Source organism: Caballeronia choica (genome assembly GCF_001544535.1).
Lineage (GTDB): Bacteria > Pseudomonadota > Gammaproteobacteria > Burkholderiales > Burkholderiaceae > Caballeronia > Caballeronia choica.
Genome location: NZ_FCON02000143.1, coordinates 1 through 19,698, shown reverse-complemented (window position 1 = coordinate 19,698; position 19,698 = coordinate 1). Strand labels below are relative to the sequence as shown.

Genomic DNA, 19,698 nt, shown 5'->3' with positions numbered 1-19,698 from the left:
TGTGTATAAGAGACAGGTAAACAACCCATCCCCAACCCCAACCCCAACCCCAACCCCAACCCCGACCCCGACCCCACCCCCACCCCCACCCCAAGCGCCAGCGCCCATAGCCCCCCGATCAATGCCGCTCAACCTCAAAATCGCGCAGATCCTCGACATGGTCGCGCGCGCCAATCGTCCGCCGTATCACACGCTGACGGCGCAGCAAGCACGCGCCGCCTACGCGATGAGCGCACAGATCCTCGATATCGCGCCGGTTCCGATGTTCGACGTGGAAGACTTCGACGTGCCGACGCGCGACGCTGCCACGATCCGCGCACGTCTCTTCTTTCCGTTCGAGCCGAGCTGGGCGCAGCCAGCACCCGTGCTCATGTATTTTCATGGCGGCGGCTTCACGGTCGGCAGCATCGCCACGCACGACGCGCTGTGCCGCAAGCTTGCGTGCGACGCGGGTTGCGTAGTGGCATCGGTCGATTACCGGCTGGCGCCCGAGCACAAGTTTCCAATCGCAGTGAACGATGCGTTCGATGCGCTCCAGTGGCTGCACGGCAAGGCGGAAACGCTCGGCATCGATCCGGCGCGCATGGCGATTGGCGGCGATAGCGCGGGCGGCACGCTTGCCGCAGTCTGCGCCGTGCTCGCGCGCGACGCGGGACTGGCGCTGCGTCTGCAATTGCTGATCTATCCTGGCGTGAGCGCGCGGCAGCAGACCGGGTCGCACGCGCGGCTGGCCGAGGGCTTCCTGCTGTCGGGCGAAACGATTCAATGGTTCTTCGCGCAGTATCTGAACGACGACTCCGATCGCGACGACTGGCGCTTCGCCCCGCTCGACGCCGCACGCGGCCAGCCGGACTTCGCGGGTGTCGCGCCGGCGTGGATCGCGGCGGCGGACCACGACCCGTTATTCGACGAAGACATTGCGTACGCGGAAAAACTCGAAGCTGCCGGCGTCCCCGTGACGCTGAAGCGCTACGAAGGCATGATCCACGAGTTCTTCAAAATGGGCGGCTTCGTGCCGGAAGTGGCCGGCGCGCACGCGGACGCGGTCCGGGCGCTTCGGCTGGCGCTGGATGCGTGACGACCGCGAGCTTCCAGACGAAGAGCGCATTCGCGCGCAGAACCTTCAGCGCCTCACGTCGAACCCAAAAGCACGCTCGAACGCGCCCGGACGCACGACGCGATGCGAGCCGTCGTCGTCGCTGCGTTCCTTGATCTCGATCGTCAGGCCGTCGTCGAATTCGCGGACGCGCAGCGCCGTCGTGCTGCGCGTGCCATATTCCGGCGTCTCGATGAACGCCGCCGACAACACGCGCTCACGTTCGATCGAAATGCCCGTCGATGGCAGCAGGTCGTCGTTGGCGATGCGCGGATCGCGCAATGTCTCGATCAGCACGTCGAGCGACGGCTGCTCTTCGGAGTAGATCAGATCGCACAACGCGTCGCGCTGGGCGACGAGCTTCGGCCACGGCGTGTTCAGCAGGCTGTTCGACAGTCCATGTACGCCCGCCTCCAGCAGCGACGGTGGCGCATCGGCGCGATTGCCGTACCAGCCGAGTTCGCGCCGCGTCAAATCGCCGACCAGCAGGTTGAAGCCGTTGTAGCGATCGCCATCGCGGGCCACGCGCCGCAGATAATCGAGCGGCGCGACCGGCGCATCAGCGAGGAAGTCGCTGACCAGCGTGCCGCGCGTCGGCGCGTCCGGGCGCACTTCGCTCGGCGCGCGAAAGTTCGTGAGCGCGGCGAAACGGCCGTCGCGCGTCACGCCGAGCCAGGTGCCGCCGCCCGTCAGGTCGCGCCCGGCCAGCACGTTCGGCGCATCGGCCCACCAGTGCAGCGCCTCCGTTTCGCGACGAAAGAACTCGTCGCGATTCGCCGAGAGTGTGAGAAGCGGACGTGTGCCGCCCGACCGATCCGCGTCGGGCTGCCAGTCGAAGACGATCAGGCACATGGTGGGGTGCTCGGTCGAAGGCCGATCAGGCGTCGGCGGGAAAAGCGTAGGGCAGCGCGAGGAAGGTGAGCGCCGGGCCGTCCGCCGAGCCGACGTGCACCGCGCCGTTATCGATTGCGGCCAGCTTGATCTCGACCAGGCAATCGACGCCGCCGCCCGGCGCGGGCGCCACGTTGATCACGAGGCCGCAAGGCTGACCGGGATCGTTGCTGTGAAAGACTTCGTTGCCGGGCGCGGCCGAGTCGGCATGGGCGAGCGCCGTGCGGCGCTTGATCGTGCCGCGATACTGGCTGCGTGCGACGATTTCCTGTCCCGGATAGCAGCCTTTCTTGAAGTTGACGCCGCCGAGCACGTCGAAGTTGACCATCTGCGGGACGAACTGCTCGGACGTCGGCTGCGTGATGCGCGGCTCGCCCGCGTGGATATCGAGCCAGTCCCACAGCGCCGCCGATCCACGCGTGAGCTTCTGTTCGAGTTTCGCGAGACGCGCGTCGATGTCGGCTTTCGGCCCGACCCACAGGAAACGCGGACGGTGCGCCGCGTCCGGCACGCGGATCAGCGCGCCGTGCGGGCCTTCCACCTTCACGTGCACGCCGTCGGGCAGCGCGTCGAAGATGCCGGAGAGGGCGCCGCGCACGTCGCCCGCGAAGCCGACCGCGCCGATTTCCGGCGTCGCATCGACGAGCTTCGCCTTTGCGCGCAGCACGAACATCGACAGGCGCTTTTGCACCGCGGCCTGCACGTCGTGCGAAACCAGCAGGCGCACCGCATCGCCGGTGCGCCACATCAGGAACGACGCCAGCAGGCGCCCCTTCGGCGAGCAATAGCCGGCAAGGCGCGCCGTGGAAGCGTCGAGATGCTGGACGTCGTTGGTCAGTTGCGTGTGGAGGAAGCTGGCGGCGTCGTCGCCCTTGACGTCGATGGCGCCGAACTGCGTGAGCGGCATGAATACGCCCGCGGTCTGCACGGCGGTGAATTCGGAAGGTTCGAGTGATGCGGTCGGGGAATTCATGGAGTCTGCTTGAGGTCAGTCCTGACTTGGGCCGTAGCGAACAAGTATTATATGGGGTCTATCCCAAGCGTGTTTCGCATGACCTTTTTGAAGAAATGCTTCATCGCGATGGCGGTGGCCGTCGTGATCGTCGTCGCGCTCGCCGGCGGCGTGTATCACTGGGCGACGAACCCCGTCACCCTCGCCACGCCGCAGCTCGACGTCACCATCAAGCCTCACAGCAGCCTGCGCAGCGTCAGCCTCCAGTTGAACCGGGGTGGCGTCGCCGTCGAGCCGGAGCTCTTCGTGCTGATGACGCGCGTGCTGGGCCTGCAATCGCAACTGAAGTCGGGTAATTATGAGTTCAAGGCCGGCATCACGCCTTACGACGTGCTGCAGAAGATCGCGCGCGGCGACGTGAACGAATATGTCGCGACCGTCATCGAAGGCTGGACGCTGCAAAAAATGCGCAGCGAACTCGACGGCAATCCGGCCCTCACGCACGACACCGCCGGCATGAGCGACACCGACCTGCTGAGGGCGATCGGCGGGCCGGAAGTGGACAAGGCATCGGCGGAAGGCCTCTTTTTCCCCGACACCTATCTCTTCGACAAGGGCACGAGCGATCTCGCCGTCTACAAGCGCGCGTACCGGCTGATGCAGCAGCGCCTGACGGAAGCGTGGAACACCCGCGCCGCCGACTTGCCTTACAAGACGCCTTACGAGGCGCTGATCATGGCGTCGATCGTCGAGAAGGAAACCGGGCGCGCCGCCGACCGGCCGCTCGTCGCGGCGGTGTTCGCGAACCGGCTGAAGATCGGCATGCCGCTGCAGACCGATCCCACCGTGATCTACGGCCTCGGTTCGGCATACGGTGGCCGTCTGAAGAAAAAGGACCTGCAAACCGACACTCCGTACAATACCTATACGCGCAATGGCCTGCCGCCGACGCCGATCGCGCTGCCCGGCGTCGCCGCGCTCGCCGCGACGATGAACCCCGCGTCGAGCACGGCGCTCTACTTCGTGTCGCGCGGCGACGGCAGCAGCATCTTTTCCGACAATCTCGGCGAGCACAACAAGGCCGTCGACAAGTACATCCGGGGTCAATGATGGCGCGCGGCAAATTCATTACGTTCGAAGGCATCGACGGCGCGGGCAAGACGACCCACCTCGACTGGTTCCGGCAGCAACTCGAAGCGCGCGTGGCGCCGGGCGGGCACGCGGTGGTGATGACGCGCGAGCCGGGCGGCACGGCGCTCGGCGAAACCTTGCGCGGCATCCTGCTGAACCAGCCGATGGACCTCGAAACCGAGGCGCTCCTGATGTTCGCGGCGCGCCGGGAGCATCTGGCGCAGGTGATCGAGCCGGCGCTCGCGCGCGGCGACTGGGTGCTGTCCGACCGTTTTTCCGATGCGACGTTTGCCTATCAGGGCGGCGGCCGCGGCCTGCCGCGCGACAAGCTCGAAGCGCTGGAGCGCTGGGTGCAGGGCGGTTTCCAGCCCGACCTGACGGTGCTGTTCGACGTGCCCACGGCAACCGCCAGCGAACGGCGCGGCGCGGCGCGCGCACCGGACAAGTTCGAGAGCGAGTCGGAGGCGTTTTTCAACCGCACGCGCGATGAATATCTGCGGCGCGCGGAGGAATCGCCGGAACGGTTTGTGGTCGTCGACGCGACGCGCTCGATCGACGAGATTCAGAAAGAACTCGAAGAAGTCGTCACAAGTATTTGATTTATTATAGGTAATCGATGATCTACCCTTGGCAAACCGACGACTGGTCCCGTCTCCAGCAACTGCGTGCGCACTGGCCGCACGCGTTGCTGCTGCATGGCGAGGCCGGCATCGGCAAACTCAAGTTCGCGCAGCATCTCGCGCAAGGGCTGCTGTGCGAAGCGCCGCAAGCGAGCGGCGAGCCGTGCGGCCAGTGCGCCGCGTGCCGGTGGTTCAGCCAGGGCAATCACCCGGACTATCGCGCGGTCGTGCCCGAGGCGCTGGCCGGCCTCGTCGGGGTATCGGACCCGGGCAGCACCGACGAAAAAGCCGACGCCGACGAAGGCAAGAAAACGCGCGTGCCCAGCAAGGAAATCAAGATCGAACAGGTGCGGGCGCTGCTCGATTTTTGCGGCGTGGGTTCGCATCGCGGCGGGTTGCGCGTCGTGTTGCTGTATCCGGCCGAGGCGCTCAACATTGCCGCCGCGAACGCGTTGTTGAAAACGCTCGAAGAACCGCCGTCGGGCGTGGTGTTCCTGATGGTGTCGGCGCGCGTCGACCGGCTGCTGCCGACGATCATCAGCCGCTGCCGTCAATGGCCGATGTCGCTCCCGCAGCCTGCCAGCGCGATTGCGTGGCTGGAAGCGCAAGGCGTCGGCGATCCGGCCGCGCTCCTCGCCGAAGCGGGCGGCGCGCCGCTCAACGCGCTGGCGCTCGCCTCCGACGAAAACCGGCCGCTGCGCGATTTCACGCTGGCGCAACTTGCGGCCGGCCCGAACTGCGACGCCTTCGCGTGCGGCGAGAATCTGCAGAAACTGCCCGTGCCGACGGTGCTCGGCTGGCTGCAGCGCTGGCTTTACGACCTGCTCGCGCAACGCACGGCGGGTCGTCCGCGCTACTTCCCGAACGCCGCGAAGGCGCTGGAACGCTGCGCGCGCCAGGCCGACGCCGCCGCGCTCGCCAGCTATATGAAGACGGTGACGCGCCAGCGCGCGGTGGAGAACCATCCGCTGAACGCGCGCCTCGTCTTCGAAGAACTCTTCATCGGTTATCGCGACGTTTTCGCGACTTGATTCCCAGCCTGTCATTCGATCCATGAGCCTGACTTACCGCGACGCCACCCTCGACGACCTGCCCGCCATCGTCGCCATCTACAACTCGACGGTGCCGTCGCGCCAGGTCACCGCCGACCTCGATCCGGTCCCGGTCGAGAGCCGCGTTGCGTGGTTCCACGCGCACGGGCCGCAAGCGCGGCCGCTGTGGGTCGTCGAAGAGGGCGGCACGGTGATCGCGTGGCTGAGCTTCTCCGATTTCTACGGGCGTCCGGCCTATTCGCGCACGGCCGAAGTCAGCATCTACCTCGACGAAAGCGCGCGCGGCAAGGGGCTCGGCAAGCAACTGCTGCAAGCCGCCATCGACCGGGCGCCGGCGCTCGGGATCGATACCGTGCTCGGCTTCGTCTTCGGACACAACGCGCCGAGCGTCAGGCTCTTCGAAACCTTCGGCTTCGAGCCGTGGGGCACGCTGCCGCGCGTCGCGGTGCTCGACGGCGTCGAGCGCGATCTCGTGATCCTCGGACGACGCCTCGCTGCGCCCCGAAACGCCGCGGCCACGGCCTGAGCCCCACACAGGAACGCCCCATGTTTGTCGATTCGCATTGCCACATCAATTTCGAAGGTCTCGCCGACCGCATGCCCGAAGTCCTGGCGAAGATGCAGGAGCAGCAGGTGACGCATGCGCTTTGCGTATCGGTCGATTTCGAGTCGCTGCCTTCGGTGCTCGAACTCGCGGAAAAGTACGAGAACATCTATGCGTCGGTGGGGGTTCATCCGGATCATGAGGATGCGGAGGAGCCGAGCGTCGAACAACTGGTCGAACTGGCGTCGCATCCGAAAGTCGTCGCGATCGGCGAAACCGGGCTCGATTACTACCGGCTCGAAGGCCGCAGCATCGCCGACATGGAATGGCAGCGCGAGCGATTCCGCACCCACATCCGCGCGGCGCACGTGACGGGCAAGCCTTTGATCGTGCATACGCGGTCCTCGTCGGAAGACACACTGCGGATCATGGAAGAAGAGCGCGCGAGCGTGCCGGGCGGCGTAATGCACTGCTTCACCGAACCGTGGAGCGTCGCGCAGCCGGCGCTGGCCCAGAATTTTTACATCTCGCTCTCCGGCATCGTCACGTTCAAGAGCGCGAAGGAAGTCCATGATGTCGCGCAACGCGTGCCGCTCGACCGCCTGCTGATCGAGACCGACTCCCCGTATCTCGCGCCGGTGCCGTATCGCGGCAAGCCGAATGAACCTGCGTACGTCAGTTATGTCGGACGTTTCATCGCGAAACTGCGCGAGATGCCCGACGAAGCGGTGGCGCAGGCGACCACCGACAACTTTTTCCGGCTCTTCAAGATCGCGCGGCCCGCCGCGCGTTGATTCGCGGCGCGATGCAATGAAACTGGTCCAATGAAACTCCAAGGCTCACATGAATAATTCCCCGATCGTCCCCGCTTCGTCCAACCGCGCCGGCCGTGCGCGCAGCCTGTTCGCAGGCGTCCTGCTCGCGGCCTGCGCGTTTGGCGCGCCGGCGTTCGCCGCACCCGCCGATTCACTCATCAAGGCGGTCAAGTTCGACGACGCGTCGGCCGTGAAGAAGCAGCTAGCGCAGGGCATGGACCCGAATCTCGTCGACAACACGGGCGCGCCGCTCATCGTGATCGCCGCGCGCGAAAAGTCGGACAAGGTCGCGCAGGTCCTCGCCGACAACCCGAAAACCGACCTCGAGAAACTCGACCCGGCCGGCGAAAACGCGATGATGCTCGCGGCGCTCAACGGCGACGCGACGTTCGTCAATATCCTGATCGCGAAGGACGCCGAGGTGAACAAGAAGGGCTGGACGCCGCTGCACTACGCGGCCACCAACGGCCACGACGACATCGTGAAGATCCTGCTCGACCACTCGGCCTATATCGACGCCGGCTCGCCGAACGGCACCACACCGCTGATGATGGCCGCGCGCGGCGGCCACTTGTCGACGGTCAAACTGCTGCTCGACGAAGGCGCCGACTTGCGCGTGAAGAACCAGATCGGCATGACGGCGATCGATTTCGCGACGAAATACAACGAGAAGGACGTCGCGGAAGGCCTCGCGGCCCGTTTGCAATCGATGCCGCAAGGTGGCGCAAGCGCTCCGCAAACCGGCGCAAACGGTGCAAAATAGCGCAGTCGCCGGGCGGGAAGCCACATGCGCCCGGCGTTCGACGGGTTCGGCACCCGGGTGACAGGTAAACATCAGCCCACAACCGCTCAACACAAAAAAAGGAACGTCATGCTGCGGTTTTTCGTGATGGCCAGCATCCTGGCGGCGCCGCTTTCCGCGGCCGCGTTCACCGGCAACGACCTGAACAAGCTTTGCATCAAGACCGACCCGGTGTCGCGCAGCGCGTGCGCGGCCTATATCGAGGGCGCGGCGGACGGCATCTACAACACGATCGAGGCGATCGGCGGAACCTCCGGTCCGCAAGTCGGACAATACTTCTGCCTGCCCGCCGACGTGAAGCCGCAGCAACTCACCGACGCGGTGCGCAAGTACATCGCCGACAACCCCGACAAGGCCGGTTACAACGCGACGACGATGGTGTCGCTCGGGCTGGGCAAGGCGTTTCCCTGCAAGCCCGAACGCTGAAGCGAACGCGCTCGGCGGTCGGCAGCGCCTGATGCGGCCGGTCCGGGTGACCGGCCGTTTGTTTTGAGCGGCTCGTTTTGAATCGCTTGGCTTGAACCGGCCCGCGCCTCGCGCGCCAGCGGTTTCGACGTCGTATCCACCTTCCCGACGAGGCTGATTCCACGACGCTCATGATCTCCTTCGACGACTTCCTTCGCATCGCCGAAGCGCCGTTGCACACATGGCCGGGGGCGCTCGGCGTCGCGGCGCTCGGATTGCTGTTCGCCATCGGCGTGCACCGGATCGGCGCGCGCGTCCTGTTTCGCATCGCGCGGCCGTATCCGTTGATGAGCATGGTGCTGCGCTATATCGACAAACCCGCGCTGATCCTGCTCATCATCCTCGCGATCGGCTTCGTGCTGTTCGAGGCGCCCGACACGCTGCCGCTCGCCGGCGCGCTGCGCGACGTCGCGACGGTCGCGCTGATTGGCGCGCTGACGTTCCTCGCCGTGCGCTCGGCGGGCGCGGTCGGCGAGGCGATCGTGCAGGCGCATCCGCTCGACACCGAGAACAATCTCCAGGCCCGCCGCATTCATACGCAGGCGCGCGTGCTGGCGCGCTCGGTGATGGTGGTGATCGTGATCATCGGCTTCGGCGGGGCGCTGATGACGTTTCCGAGCGTGCGCCAGATCGGCGCGAGCCTGCTGGCGTCGGCGGGCGTGGCCGGGCTGGTCGCCGGGATTGCCGCGCGGCCGGTGCTCGGCAACCTGATCGCCGGTTTGCAGATCGCACTGTCGCAACCGATCCGGCTCGACGATGTCGTCGTCATTCAGGGCGAGTGGGGCCGGGTCGAGGAAATCACCGGCACGTATGTGTCGATCCGCATCTGGGACCAGCGGCGGCTGATCGTTCCGCTGCAATGGTTCATCGAGAACCCTTTCACGAACTGGACGCGCAATAGCTCGCAGATCATCGGGACGGTGTTCTTCTACGTCGATTTCCGGATGCCGCTCGCGCCGCTTCGCGAGGAACTGCAGCGCATCCTGGAGCACGCGCCGGAGTGGGACGGCCGCGTGCAGGTTCTGCAAGTGACCGATGCCACCGAACGCTCGATGCAATTGCGCGTGCTCGTCAGTTCCTTCGATTCCGCGCTGAACTGGGATTTGCGCTGCCGCGTGCGCGAAGGCCTGATCAATTTCGTGGAGGCGGGGTATCCGCAATTCCTGCCGCGCACGCGGGCGGATTTGTCGACGGAAAAGGAGCACGTCGATTTTGCGCCGGCGCTCGAGCGCACTGGCGCGCCGCCAGCGGTGGCGAACACCGCGAACACGGCAGCCGATCCCGTCGCGAGCCGCGGCGAACGCTCGGGCCCTGATCCGGCGGTGCATTCGGTGGCATCGACGGCGCCTGCCGTCAAGGACGCGGCGCGGCGCTGACGGACGGCTGAACCGGCCGCACCGCCGTCCGGCGCGCAAAAAGAAACCCCTCGGCCGTTTGCCAGTCGAAAAAATTCGTGCGGTATTTCGAAAACGGCGTTGCCCGTCCAGAGTGGCGGGTCAACCGATCCAGCAAGGAGAATTTCATGAGTCGCCTGGTTGTCGTATCCAATCGAGTCGCCACGCCCACCGAGACCAAGGGTTCCGCCGGCGGGCTCGCTGTCGGCGTGTTCGGCGCGCTCAAGGACAGCGGTGGCGTCTGGTTCGGCTGGAGCGGCGACGTGGTGAGCGAGAGCGTGGCGAATTCCGGGCCGACGCTCGTCGAGGACGGCGCCGTCACCTTCGCGACCGTCGGCCTGCCGAAGAAGGATTACGACCAGTACTACCGCGGCTTCTCGAACGCGACGCTCTGGCCGGTCTTCCACTATCGCAACGATCTCGCCGTCTACGACCGCGAGGAATATGCCGGCTATCGCCGCGTGAATTCGTGGCTCGCGCACAAGGCGATCAAGCTGCTGCAACCCGACGACATCATCTGGGTCCACGACTATCACCTGATTCCGTTCGCCGAAGCGCTGCGCTCCGAAGACGTGACGAATCGCATGGGATTTTTCCTGCACATCCCGTTTCCGTCGCCGCAGATCCTGCTCAACATTCCGCCGCACGCGGAACTCGTGAAGTCGCTGTGCTGCTATGACGTCGTCGGCTTTCAGACCGAGGGCGACCGCAGCGCGTTTCACGACTACATCGTGCGTCACGCAAACGGCACCGCGACGCCCGACGGCAACGTTCAGGCGTTCGGACGCAAGCTCAAGACGGGCGTCTACCGGATCGGCGTGTTCCCCGACGAGATCGCCGAGCAGGCGAAACGCGGCGAAGCGCGGCAGGACGTGATGGACCTGAAGCAAAGCCTCGAAGGCCGCAAGCTGATCATGAGCGTCGACCGGCTCGATTATTCGAAAGGGCTCGTCGAGCGCTTTCGGGCGTTCGAGCATTTCCTGGAGAAGTCGCCGGAGTGGCGCGGCAACGTCACGCTCGTGCAGATCGCGCCGCCGACGCGCTCGGACGTCGATACTTACCAGCAGATCCGCCAGAACCTCGAATACGAAGCGGGGCGCATCAACGGGCGCTATTCGGGACTCGACTACACGCCGATCCGCTATCTGAACCAGCGTTACGACCGCTGGAAACTGATGTCGCTCTTTCGCGAATCGCAGATCGGTCTCGTCACACCTTTGCGCGACGGCATGAACCTGGTAGCGAAGGAATACGTCGCCGCGCAGAATCCGGACGATCCGGGCGTGTTGGTCCTGTCGCAATTCGCCGGTGCCGCCGACGAGATGACCGGCGCCGTGATGGTGAACCCGCACGACATCGTCGGGATGAGCGAGGCGCTCGGGCGCGCGCTGTCGATGCCGCTCGCCGAGCGCCAGCAACGCTACCAGACGAACATGGCAGCGCTGCGCAAGAACGATCTGGGCGTGTGGCGCGACCACTTTCTCGCCGATTTGCGGGGCGTTCCGGTCAAATAAGCCGCCTGGCGTGAATGTTTCCCGGTTGTAACAGGACCGTGCAAATGAAAGATTGACCGTCGTTCACGGGTGCGCCCCTGATAATGGGACCTTGCGCGCAGGAACAGGCTGAGCCCTCAGGCGTCGTCGCTTAGGGGAAACCTCGTTGCTCCGCGCGCCGCGCGGCTGTCATACTCGTGCGCCCGGCGCCAACTGTATTGGAGCGCCCGGCCGCGGAGTGGCGAGAGAACGAAAAAGCGCGCGCCCCGGCCGCCAGAAAGTCCAAGTGGAGACGTGAACGATGAGAATTGCCCAGATCGCCCCTCTGACCGAGTCGGTGCCCCCCAAGCTGTACGGCGGCACCGAGCGCGTCGTGTCCTATATCACCGAGGCGCTCGTCGAACTCGGCCACGACGTGACGCTCTTCGCAACCGGCGATTCGCAGACGAAAGCGACTCTCGAAGCCGTCTGGCCGCGTGCGTTGCGCCTCGACCCGGCAATCCGCGACCGCATCGCGCCGCACATGTTGCTGATGGAAATGGTCCGCCGCCGCGCCGACGAGTTCGACGTGCTGCATTTCCACATGGACTATTACTCGTTCTCGCTTTTCAAGCGCCAGGACACGCCGTTCGTGACGACGCTGCACGGCCGGCTCGACTTGCCCGAGCAGCAACCTGTCTTCGACACGTTCAACACCGCGCCGGTGATTTCGATTTCCGACTCGCAACGCCATCCGCTGCCGCAGGCGAAGTGGCTGACGACCGTCTATCACGGCCTGCCTGAGCACCTGTACACGCCGCAGCCGGTCGAGCAGAAGTATCTCGCTTTCCTTGGCCGCATCTCGCCGGAAAAGCGCGTCGATACGGCGATCCGGATCGCGGGGCGTTGCGGCATGAACATCAAGATCGCCGCCAAGGTCGATTCCGCCGACCACGAGTATTTCGAGCGCGAGATCGCGCCGCTGCTCAAACTGCCGTACGTGGAGTTCGTCGGCGAGATCAACGATAACCAGAAGGCCGAGTTCCTGTCCGGCGCGCACGCGCTGCTGTTTCCGATCGACTGGCCGGAGCCGTTCGGCCTCGTGATGATCGAGGCGATGGCGTGCGGCACGCCGGTGATCGCGTTCAATCGCGGCTCGGTGCCGGAAGTGCTCGACGAAGGCGTGTCGGGTTTCATCGTCGAGGACGAGATCGGCGCCGTCGCGGCGGTGAACCGCCTGCATACGCTTTCCCGCGAGCGGGTGCGCAAGCGCTTCGAGGAGCGCTTCACGTCGCACCGGATGGCGCAGCAGTATGTCGACGCCTATCAGGCCGTGGTCCGAGCGCAAAAACGCACACGCTTCAAGCTGATCGATCGCGCGGCGACCTGAACGCGCGCAGCCTGAAAAAGACAAAACCGCCGCGCGGTACGACCCAAAAGTCGTGCCGCGCGGCGGTTTTGCTTTGCTGCCGCGCTTTCAGCCTGCCCCGCGTCAGATCGTCAGATGGTCAGATCTTCAGGCGCGAGACCTTGGTGCCTGCCAGCGACACATCGGCCATCAGGCCAGCGTTGGTCAGGATGAACGCTTCGACCGGCGCCGTGGCGGTGGTGGTGTCGACCGTACCGTTCGCGCCCATCTTCACGAGTGCGACCGACGCGTCGGCGCCCGCCGACCAGCCGTCGGAATTGCGGAATTTGTCGAGCGAGTCCTGCGTCATGAACAGGAAGATGAGCGCCTTCGATTGCGCGCCAGCCTGCAGGCCGAACGATGCCGACGACGTGCTGTAGTAGCCGACCGTGCCCCCGCCGACCCGCAGCGCGCCCTTGCCGTACTGGGCGCCGACCACGAAGCCAGCCTGGATCACCGACGGGAACACGAGCACGCCACGCGACTTCCCGACCAGCTCGCGCGAACCCTTGACGGTCGCGTAGAGGCGCTGGATCGTAGCGTCGACATCGGCGTCGATGGAGCGGCGTTCATCCGAGTCACCAGCCGTTTTTTGCGCGCCCGAGTTCGACGTCGTCGTGCAACCGGCAAGCGCGAGGCCCCCCAGAGCGAGGGCAGCGGTCGACTTGAGCATGAAGTTTCGTCTTTGCATCATTTTTCTCCATCGTGGACTTGGGAAACCCCATATAAGCGGGAGGGTGCAGCAATGCGAATTTATAGCACAGCAACCGGGCACAACGATGCTTCGGACGTCGTGCCAAGCCTTGTCCCACTTGGCGTCGCTGAAATCTTACAAAGTTGTACGGTAATTTTGACCTTCAAGCTTACTCCGTTTCACAGCCTTTCGAGCGCTTTTGAGATGCCACCGTACGCGATGTTCTGCGATCGATCAGATCGACGTTGCGGTCAGATTTACCTGGCGATTTCGTATGAAAATTCCTCGTGCAAACTGAAGAATTCCCGTCACCGTGTTGCGCAGAGGCCGCACAGACTCGACAGCAACGAACGTACCAGCCCCCGAGGAATCATGGCTGGGTCGTCGTCTTGACGTCGGCGCGTGCGGGCCGTCGCAGTGCGCGCCGGATTCCGCCGATCACCACGCCGACGCCAAACAGGAACGCCGCCGGCACCACCCAATAGCCGACAAACGCATGCCACAGGTAATCGGCGAGCGTGCTGCGCCGGTGAGCGTATTCGTCGAGGGCTTCCTGATGCCTGGCCGCATTTGCGGCAAGAACGTCGGCGGGGCATCCCGAGGCGCGTGCCTGGTCGGGCGAGCCGTGGCAGAGCGCGGGTGCGCCGTGCGCGCGTTGCGCGTCGGTGAACTGCCAGGTGGACAACGCGCGTTCCAGGTCCACGTTGTTATAGGCCATTTCCTCGCGCATCTCGTTGACGGCGACGATCATCACCGGTACCGCCCAGAAGACGATCACCAGCAGCCACCGCCGGAACCAGCGGTTCTTGTGTTTCCATGCCATCCACTATCTCCGTCCGATGCAAGGCTGCAAGCCGGAAAAGCTGTGGCGGCCGATGGCGCATTTCTTGTATTGGTCTTGGGCCGCCTTCGCGCCATCTTATGAGAAAAAGCGCACGGCGCGTATCACCATTGTAGTTGCAGTGCAATATGACCGAGGCAAAATGCCGCGGTCGAGGCCCGCGGCCCGTTGCGGCGTGGCCAGCGGGAGCGCGGTGAGGAACATCGAAGCGTCGCGTGCAGCGCGGCGCGCCCCGGCGCATGATGGCAAACCGAAGATCGCGGATGTGCGGCGCTCGTACGGCTCGCTCGATACGAAGCACCGACCGCCCAGCGGCTGTAAGCTTGCACGGCGTGCAAACTGACGCGAGAGGCGAGCGCCTGACAGGCCCGGCGGCATCGGCGGGAACGTCGCTTGCGCCCGGGACGCATCGTCAGCCGCCCCGGGATGCGCTCGAAAAAACCAGTCGAAGGAGTCGCTCATGTCTACCCCGCTGTCCGATCACTACAAGGGCTTCGAAATCAAGGTGCAGGCATTGCGGCGCGCGAAGGAACGCGACGAACCCGACGACGGCCCGCGCCACTTCGACATCGTCGTTACCATCGCGCGCAGTTCGAGCGGCGAGAGCGGCAGGGCGGAAATGTTCGGCGTGCCGGAACAGGAGCCGTTCGACAGCCCGATCGATGCAACCCGCGCCGGGATCGACTACGCCCGCGACATCATCGACAACAAGGTTGAAGGACAATCGGTCGATGAGCTCTGAAGCGGCGTTCGCCTGACGCCGGAGCATGCCGGATTGACCGGACGCGCCCGGCGAACGAGAATCGACGCCGGGCGAATCGCGCAAGCGGGCGAAGAGACATCCGCCGCGAACTAAGCGGGGCGTGCGCGGTGGGCTTGCGGCGCGCACTCGCACTCGCACGCGCAACCGCGCAACCGCGCGACGCCGCAAGCAGCAGGCAACAAGCAGCAAACAGCAAACAGCAAGCCCCCAGCACCCAGACAACTCGAAAACGATATAACTGGAGACAAGCATGAATCGAAATATCCGCCGGCGCGTTCTGTCGGCCGCCGTCGCGCTCGCCGTCTGCGCCATCCTCCCGGCGCCGTTCTCCCTCGTCCAGGCACAGACGCCTTCGAAGCCGAAAGTCGCGCTCGTGATGAAGTCGCTCGCCAACGAGTTCTTCCTCACGATGGAAACCGGCGCGAAGGACTACCAGAAACATAACCCCGGCCAGTTCGACCTGATCACGAACGGCATCAAGGATGAAACGGATACCGCCGCCCAGATCCGCATCGTCGAGCAGATGATCGTCTCGAAGGTCGATGCGATGGTCATCGCGCCGGCCGATTCGAAGGCGCTCGTACCGGTCATCAAGAAGGCGGTGGACGCGGGCATCATCGTCGTCAACATCGACAACCGGCTCGACCCGGACGTGCTCAAGTCGAAGGACCTGAACGTGCCGTTCGTCGGCCCGGACAACCGCAAGGGCGCGAAGAAGGTCGGCGACTATCTCGCGAAGTACCTGAAAACGGGCGATGAAGTCGGCATCATCGAAGGCGTGTCGACGACGACCAACGCCCAGCAGCGCACGGCGGGCTTCAAGGACGCGATGCAGTCGGGCGGCATGAAGGTCGTCGCGCTCCAGTCGGGCGACTGGGAAATCGACAAGGGCAACGCGGTGGCGGGTCAGATCCTGAACGCCCATCCCAACGTGAAGGCGCTCCTTTGCGGCAACGACAACATGGCGATCGGCGCGGTCTCGGCGGTGCGCGCGGCCGGCAAGGCGGGCAAGGTGCAGGTGGTCGGCTACGACAACATCGACGCGATCAAGCCGATGCTGAAGGACGGCCGCGTGCTCGCCACCGCCGACCAGTACGCGGCGAAGCAGGCCGTGTTCGGCATCGATACGGCGTTGAAGGCGATTGCCGGCCACAAGAAGCAGTCGGAGCTGTCGGGCGTGGTCGAAACGCCGGTCGATCTGGTGACGAAGAAGTAAGTTGCGGTGCGTGCGTGGCTTGGCCGCGGAAAAATGCGAAGAACGCTAAAGTTTCCGGAAGCCGTGCCGATAACCCGGTGAAGAGCGTGAATCCCCGACGCCCGGACGACGGGCCGCAAGCATCGCCCGGCGCCGGTTTCACGCGCAGAGCAGGGAGCCGCGCCGCCGATGCGCGGCTCTGAAACGCCAGGAACAGGATGCCGAAACCAGCCCAACCTGCCGTCGCGAATGGCGAATCCAGTGGTCCGAACGTGCCGAGCGTGCTGACCGTCTCCGGCATCGGCAAGACGTATGTCGAGCCGGTGCTCGCGGACGTCACGCTCGACCTGCGCGCGGGCGAAGTGCTCGCGTTGACGGGCGAGAACGGCGCGGGCAAGAGCACGCTGTCGAAGATCGTCGGCGGGCTCGTCACGCCGACCACCGGCACGATGACGCTCGCCGGCGCGCCATACTCGCCCGTGAGCCGCAGTGACGCCGAAGCGCTCGGCGTGCGCATGGTGATGCAGGAGCTGAACCTGCTCCCGACGTTGTCGGTGGCGGAAAACCTCTTCCTGAACCGCCTGCCGCAGAAGGGCGGGAGATTCGGCTGGATCGACCGGCGCACGCTGCGCGAGAACGCCCGTCACGCGATGGCGCAAGTCGGGCTGGACGCGATCGATCCCGATATGCCCGTCGGCGCGCTCGGGATCGGGCATCAGCAGATGGTCGAGATCGCGCGCAACCTGATCGACGATTGCCGCGTGCTGATCCTCGACGAACCGACCGCGATGCTCACCGCCCGCGAAGTCGACCTGCTGTTCGAGCAGGTCGGACGGCTGAAGGCGCGCGGCGTGGCGCTCGTCTATATCTCGCACCGGCTGGAGGAGCTCAAGCGCATCGCGGAGCGCGCGGCGGTGCTGCGCGACGGGCGGCTGGTCCACGTCGGCGAGATGGGCGAACTGACGAGCGACCGGCTCGTCACGCTGATGGTCGGGCGCGACATCGGCGAGCGGATCGAACTCGGCGAGCGCCGCATTGGCGAGGTGGCGCTGAAGGTGGAAGGGATGACGCGCGGCAACGTCGTGCGGGAGGTGTCGTTCGAGGTGCGCGCGGGCGAGATTTTCGGCGTGAGCGGGCTGATCGGCGCGGGGCGCACCGAACTGATGCGGCTCATCTACGGCGCGGACGAGGCCGATGCGGGCGTCGTCAGCGTCGCGCGCAAAGGCGGCGCGCTGGCGGCCGTGAAGATCGGCTCGCCGTCGGACGCGGTGAAGCACGGCATCGCGCTGATCACGGAGGATCGCAAGGGCGAAGGCCTGTTGCTGCCGCTGCCGATCGCGGCGAACATTTCGCTCGGCAACATCGGCGAGGTGGCGCGGCACGGCATCGTCGACGTGAAAAAGGAAGCGGCGCTCGCGCAGACGCAGATCGACGCGATGCGCATCCGCACTTCGGGCCCGGCGCAGCCGGTGTCGGAGCTGTCGGGCGGCAACCAGCAGAAGGTCGTGATCGGCCGTTGGCTCGCGCGCGACTGCACGGTGCTGCTGTTCGACGAACCGACGCGCGGCATCGACGTGGGCGCGAAGTTCGACATCTACGGGCTGATGGGCGCGCTGGCACGCGAAGGCCGCGCGCTGGTCGTGGTGTCGAGCGACCTGCGCGAGCTGATGCTGATCTGCGACCGGATCGGCGTGATGTCGGCGGGGCGCATGACCGGCGTGTTCGCCCGTGAAAACTGGACGCAGGACGCGCTGCTTGCCGCCGCGTTTGCCGGCTACGCGAACCGCGAGGCGATCCTGCACGAACCGCTGGAACCGGACGCGAAGGCGCCCGGCACTCAACCCCTGGAGCATTGAATGTCAGGTCAGCCGAGCGGGACCGATTTGCAGGCTGAGCCGCCGAAGGCAGCGAAAGCAGTCGGGACGCGGCTCGGCTTTTCGAACTACCTTGGCCTCGCGGGCGCGCTGATCGCGATGATCGCGCTCTTTTCGGTGCTGAGCACGCACTTCCTGACCTACGACACCTTCAGCACGATCGCGAACCAGATTCCCGATCTCGTGGTGATGTCGGTGGGCATGACCTTCGTGCTGATCATCGCGGGGATCGATTTGTCGGTGGGCTCGGTGCTGGCGCTGGGCGCGTCGGTGGTGAGCGTCGCGGCGCTCCAGTGGCACTGGCCGGCGCTGCCCGCAGCGCTGCTCGGGCTCGCGGCGGCGGCTTTGACGGGCACGGTGACCGGCGCGGTGACGGTGGTATGGCGGATTCCGTCGTTCATCGTATCGCTCGGCGTGCTGGAAGCGGCGCGCGGGCTGGCGTACCAGATGACGAATTCGCGCACGGCGTACATCGGCGATGCGTTCGATTTCCTTTCGAATCCGATTGCTTTTGGAATTTCCCCTGCATTTTTGATCGCAGTTGCCGTAATGATAGTGGCGCACCTCGTGTTGACCCGCACGGTGTTCGGGCGCTACCTGGTCGGGATCGGGACGAACGAGGAAGCGGTGCGGCTGGCGGGCGTGAATCCGCGGCCTTACAAGGTGATTGTGTTCGCGCTGATGGGGGCGCTCTCCGGGCTCGCGGCGCTGTTTCAGATTTCGCGGCTCGAAGCCGCCGACCCGAATGCGGGCGCGGGGGTCGAGCTGCAGGTGATCGCGGCGGTCGTGATCGGCGGGACGAGCTTGATGGGCGGGCGCGGCTCGGTGATCAGCACGTTTTTTGGCGTATTGATCATCTCGGTGCTGGCGGCGGGGCTGGCGCAGATCGGCGCGAACGAGCCGACCAAGCGCATCATCACGGGAGCGGTGATCGTCGTCGCGGTGGTGCTGGATACTTATCGGAGCAGGCGGCGGCGGAGTTGATCGCTGGCGCTTGGGCTTGGGGTTGGGGTCGGGGTTGGGGTTGGGTTGGGTGCTGTTACACCGTTTGATGCGCTTGTGCTTCTATGGAACTTGTATTGGTTTTGGTTTATTTGCTCTGCCCCTGTCCGGGGCGGGACTCACTTTCTTTGCTGCTGCAAAGAAAGTAAGCAAAGAAAGCAGCTTTCCACCGCCAATCCTTGCCATGCCCCGCTAGCCCGTTCCATCGGAGTGGTCCAACCGGGGGAGTGTCGTTAGCGGGGTTTCATCGTTGTTGGCATGTAGAAGAGGCACGCACGTCGCACCGCGACAGGGAGTGGAACAGCAGTCATTCATCCGTCCTGGCACTGCGTGCCCGACGACAGGTCTACCGGGCGGTGGTGCATTGAAGGATGCAGCAAGCACGAACGTAGAACGTAGAACGTAGGATGTAGAACGTAGGATGTAGATAGAGCGATGGGTGTTGGTTTTTGCCTGACGGGTGAGCGCGTAGCGCGAGGCTGGATGAATGACTGCTGGTCCACTTCGTATGGCGGTGCGACGTGCGCGCCTCTCCTACATGCCAACAACGGGGAAATCCCGCTAACGACACTCCCCCGGTTGGACCACTCCGATGGAACGGGCTAGCGGGGCATGGCAAGGATTGGCGGTGGAAAGCTGCTTTCTTTGCTTACTTTCTTTGCAGCAGCAAAGAAAGTGAGTCCCGCC

General features: G+C 65.1%; 19 protein-coding genes. 15 read left to right on the top strand and 4 right to left on the bottom strand.

Annotated features, from left to right (window positions below):
* Positions 1–121: 121 nt before the first annotated feature.
* The gene (locus AWB68_RS35325) at positions 122–1,078 is read left to right on the top strand and encodes an alpha/beta hydrolase (RefSeq protein ID WP_087648901.1); all 957 of its coding nucleotides are present in this window, start codon (positions 122–124) and stop codon (positions 1,076–1,078) included.
* A gap of 45 nt (positions 1,079–1,123) precedes the next feature.
* Here AWB68_RS35325 and AWB68_RS35320 read toward each other — a convergent pair whose 3' ends face one another.
* Together AWB68_RS35320 and ygfZ are read right to left on the bottom strand one after the other, a co-directional pair.
* Positions 1,124–1,948, bottom strand: a complete 825-nt coding sequence (locus AWB68_RS35320) for an NRDE family protein (RefSeq protein ID WP_087648900.1) — start codon at positions 1,946–1,948, stop codon at positions 1,124–1,126.
* 25 nt (positions 1,949–1,973) lie between these two features.
* Complete coding sequence (gene ygfZ, locus AWB68_RS35315) at positions 1,974–2,960, bottom strand: CAF17-like 4Fe-4S cluster assembly/insertion protein YgfZ (protein WP_087648899.1); 987 nt, start codon at positions 2,958–2,960, stop codon at positions 1,974–1,976.
* A gap of 78 nt (positions 2,961–3,038) precedes the next feature.
* Here ygfZ and mltG point away from each other — a divergent pair, with 78 nt between their 5' ends.
* The 10 genes from mltG to AWB68_RS35265 all read left to right on the top strand — a co-directional run bounded on the left by mltG (position 3,039) and on the right by AWB68_RS35265 (position 12,624).
* Positions 3,039–4,049 (top strand): endolytic transglycosylase MltG, encoded by a 1,011-nt coding sequence (mltG, locus tag AWB68_RS35310; protein WP_087648898.1) that lies wholly within the window; start codon positions 3,039–3,041, stop codon positions 4,047–4,049.
* Complete coding sequence (tmk, locus tag AWB68_RS35305; protein WP_087648897.1) at positions 4,049–4,669, top strand: dTMP kinase; 621 nt, start codon at positions 4,049–4,051, stop codon at positions 4,667–4,669. Before mltG ends, tmk begins: the two co-directional genes overlap by 1 nt.
* A gap of 17 nt (positions 4,670–4,686) precedes the next feature.
* Complete coding sequence (locus AWB68_RS35300) at positions 4,687–5,721, top strand: DNA polymerase III subunit delta' (protein ID WP_087648896.1); 1,035 nt, start codon at positions 4,687–4,689, stop codon at positions 5,719–5,721.
* Positions 5,722–5,743: 22 nt separating this feature from the next.
* Positions 5,744–6,268: a GNAT family N-acetyltransferase gene (locus AWB68_RS35295; protein ID WP_087648895.1), complete on the top strand. Its 525-nt coding sequence runs from the start codon at positions 5,744–5,746 to the stop codon at positions 6,266–6,268.
* Positions 6,269–6,288: 20 nt separating this feature from the next.
* The gene (locus AWB68_RS35290) at positions 6,289–7,080 is read left to right on the top strand and encodes a TatD family hydrolase (RefSeq protein ID WP_087648894.1); all 792 of its coding nucleotides are present in this window, start codon (positions 6,289–6,291) and stop codon (positions 7,078–7,080) included.
* Positions 7,081–7,129: 49 nt separating this feature from the next.
* The gene (locus AWB68_RS35285; RefSeq protein WP_087648893.1) at positions 7,130–7,864 is read left to right on the top strand and encodes an ankyrin repeat domain-containing protein; all 735 of its coding nucleotides are present in this window, start codon (positions 7,130–7,132) and stop codon (positions 7,862–7,864) included.
* 108 nt (positions 7,865–7,972) lie between these two features.
* A complete protein-coding gene (locus AWB68_RS35280; RefSeq protein ID WP_087648892.1) occupies positions 7,973–8,329 on the top strand; it encodes a Rap1a/Tai family immunity protein in 357 nt (118 codons plus the stop codon).
* 170 nt (positions 8,330–8,499) lie between these two features.
* Entirely contained in the window at positions 8,500–9,744 is a 1,245-nt protein-coding gene (locus AWB68_RS35275) for a mechanosensitive ion channel family protein (RefSeq protein ID WP_087648891.1), read from the top strand.
* A gap of 146 nt (positions 9,745–9,890) precedes the next feature.
* Positions 9,891–11,276 (top strand): alpha,alpha-trehalose-phosphate synthase (UDP-forming), encoded by a 1,386-nt coding sequence (gene otsA, locus AWB68_RS35270; RefSeq protein WP_087648890.1) that lies wholly within the window; start codon positions 9,891–9,893, stop codon positions 11,274–11,276.
* 280 nt (positions 11,277–11,556) lie between these two features.
* Positions 11,557–12,624: a glycosyltransferase family 4 protein gene (locus AWB68_RS35265; protein ID WP_087648889.1), complete on the top strand. Its 1,068-nt coding sequence runs from the start codon at positions 11,557–11,559 to the stop codon at positions 12,622–12,624.
* A gap of 118 nt (positions 12,625–12,742) precedes the next feature.
* Here the strand turns inward: AWB68_RS35265 and AWB68_RS35260 are convergent, their stop codons facing one another.
* Positions 12,743–13,333, bottom strand: coding sequence for a BPSL1445 family SYLF domain-containing lipoprotein (locus AWB68_RS35260; protein WP_087648888.1), 591 nt, complete (start codon positions 13,331–13,333; stop codon positions 12,743–12,745).
* A gap of 373 nt (positions 13,334–13,706) precedes the next feature.
* Complete coding sequence (locus AWB68_RS35255) at positions 13,707–14,159, bottom strand: hypothetical protein (protein WP_087648887.1); 453 nt, start codon at positions 14,157–14,159, stop codon at positions 13,707–13,709.
* A gap of 478 nt (positions 14,160–14,637) precedes the next feature.
* Between AWB68_RS35255 and AWB68_RS35245 the strand changes: the two genes are divergently transcribed.
* From AWB68_RS35245 to AWB68_RS35230, 4 genes are all read left to right on the top strand, one after another.
* The gene (locus tag AWB68_RS35245) at positions 14,638–14,919 is read left to right on the top strand and encodes a hypothetical protein (RefSeq protein WP_087648885.1); all 282 of its coding nucleotides are present in this window, start codon (positions 14,638–14,640) and stop codon (positions 14,917–14,919) included.
* Between the two features lie 271 nt (positions 14,920–15,190).
* The gene (locus AWB68_RS35240; RefSeq protein ID WP_087648884.1) at positions 15,191–16,156 is read left to right on the top strand and encodes a sugar ABC transporter substrate-binding protein; all 966 of its coding nucleotides are present in this window, start codon (positions 15,191–15,193) and stop codon (positions 16,154–16,156) included.
* A gap of 197 nt (positions 16,157–16,353) precedes the next feature.
* Positions 16,354–17,991: a sugar ABC transporter ATP-binding protein gene (locus tag AWB68_RS35235; protein WP_087648883.1), complete on the top strand. Its 1,638-nt coding sequence runs from the start codon at positions 16,354–16,356 to the stop codon at positions 17,989–17,991.
* Positions 17,992–18,993, top strand: a complete 1,002-nt coding sequence (locus tag AWB68_RS35230; protein ID WP_087648882.1) for an ABC transporter permease — start codon at positions 17,992–17,994, stop codon at positions 18,991–18,993. It begins immediately after the preceding gene.
* The last annotated feature ends 705 nt before the right edge of the window (positions 18,994–19,698 follow it).

Coding starts and splice junctions, on each gene's coding strand:
- AWB68_RS35325 (WP_087648901.1), top strand. CDS start 122: ATGCCGCTCAACCTCAAAATCGCGCAGATCCTCGACATGGTCGCGCGC.
- AWB68_RS35320 (WP_087648900.1), bottom strand. CDS start 1,948: ATGTGCCTGATCGTCTTCGACTGGCAGCCCGACGCGGATCGGTCGGGC.
- ygfZ (WP_087648899.1), bottom strand. CDS start 2,960: ATGAATTCCCCGACCGCATCACTCGAACCTTCCGAATTCACCGCCGTG.
- mltG (WP_087648898.1), top strand. CDS start 3,039: ATGACCTTTTTGAAGAAATGCTTCATCGCGATGGCGGTGGCCGTCGTG.
- tmk (WP_087648897.1), top strand. CDS start 4,049: ATGGCGCGCGGCAAATTCATTACGTTCGAAGGCATCGACGGCGCGGGC.
- AWB68_RS35300 (WP_087648896.1), top strand. CDS start 4,687: ATGATCTACCCTTGGCAAACCGACGACTGGTCCCGTCTCCAGCAACTG.
- AWB68_RS35295 (WP_087648895.1), top strand. CDS start 5,744: ATGAGCCTGACTTACCGCGACGCCACCCTCGACGACCTGCCCGCCATC.
- AWB68_RS35290 (WP_087648894.1), top strand. CDS start 6,289: ATGTTTGTCGATTCGCATTGCCACATCAATTTCGAAGGTCTCGCCGAC.
- AWB68_RS35285 (WP_087648893.1), top strand. CDS start 7,130: ATGAATAATTCCCCGATCGTCCCCGCTTCGTCCAACCGCGCCGGCCGT.
- AWB68_RS35280 (WP_087648892.1), top strand. CDS start 7,973: ATGCTGCGGTTTTTCGTGATGGCCAGCATCCTGGCGGCGCCGCTTTCC.
- AWB68_RS35275 (WP_087648891.1), top strand. CDS start 8,500: ATGATCTCCTTCGACGACTTCCTTCGCATCGCCGAAGCGCCGTTGCAC.
- otsA (WP_087648890.1), top strand. CDS start 9,891: ATGAGTCGCCTGGTTGTCGTATCCAATCGAGTCGCCACGCCCACCGAG.
- AWB68_RS35265 (WP_087648889.1), top strand. CDS start 11,557: ATGAGAATTGCCCAGATCGCCCCTCTGACCGAGTCGGTGCCCCCCAAG.
- AWB68_RS35260 (WP_087648888.1), bottom strand. CDS start 13,333: ATGCAAAGACGAAACTTCATGCTCAAGTCGACCGCTGCCCTCGCTCTG.
- AWB68_RS35255 (WP_087648887.1), bottom strand. CDS start 14,159: ATGGCATGGAAACACAAGAACCGCTGGTTCCGGCGGTGGCTGCTGGTG.
- AWB68_RS35245 (WP_087648885.1), top strand. CDS start 14,638: ATGTCTACCCCGCTGTCCGATCACTACAAGGGCTTCGAAATCAAGGTG.
- AWB68_RS35240 (WP_087648884.1), top strand. CDS start 15,191: ATGAATCGAAATATCCGCCGGCGCGTTCTGTCGGCCGCCGTCGCGCTC.
- AWB68_RS35235 (WP_087648883.1), top strand. CDS start 16,354: ATGCCGAAACCAGCCCAACCTGCCGTCGCGAATGGCGAATCCAGTGGT.
- AWB68_RS35230 (WP_087648882.1), top strand. CDS start 17,992: ATGTCAGGTCAGCCGAGCGGGACCGATTTGCAGGCTGAGCCGCCGAAG.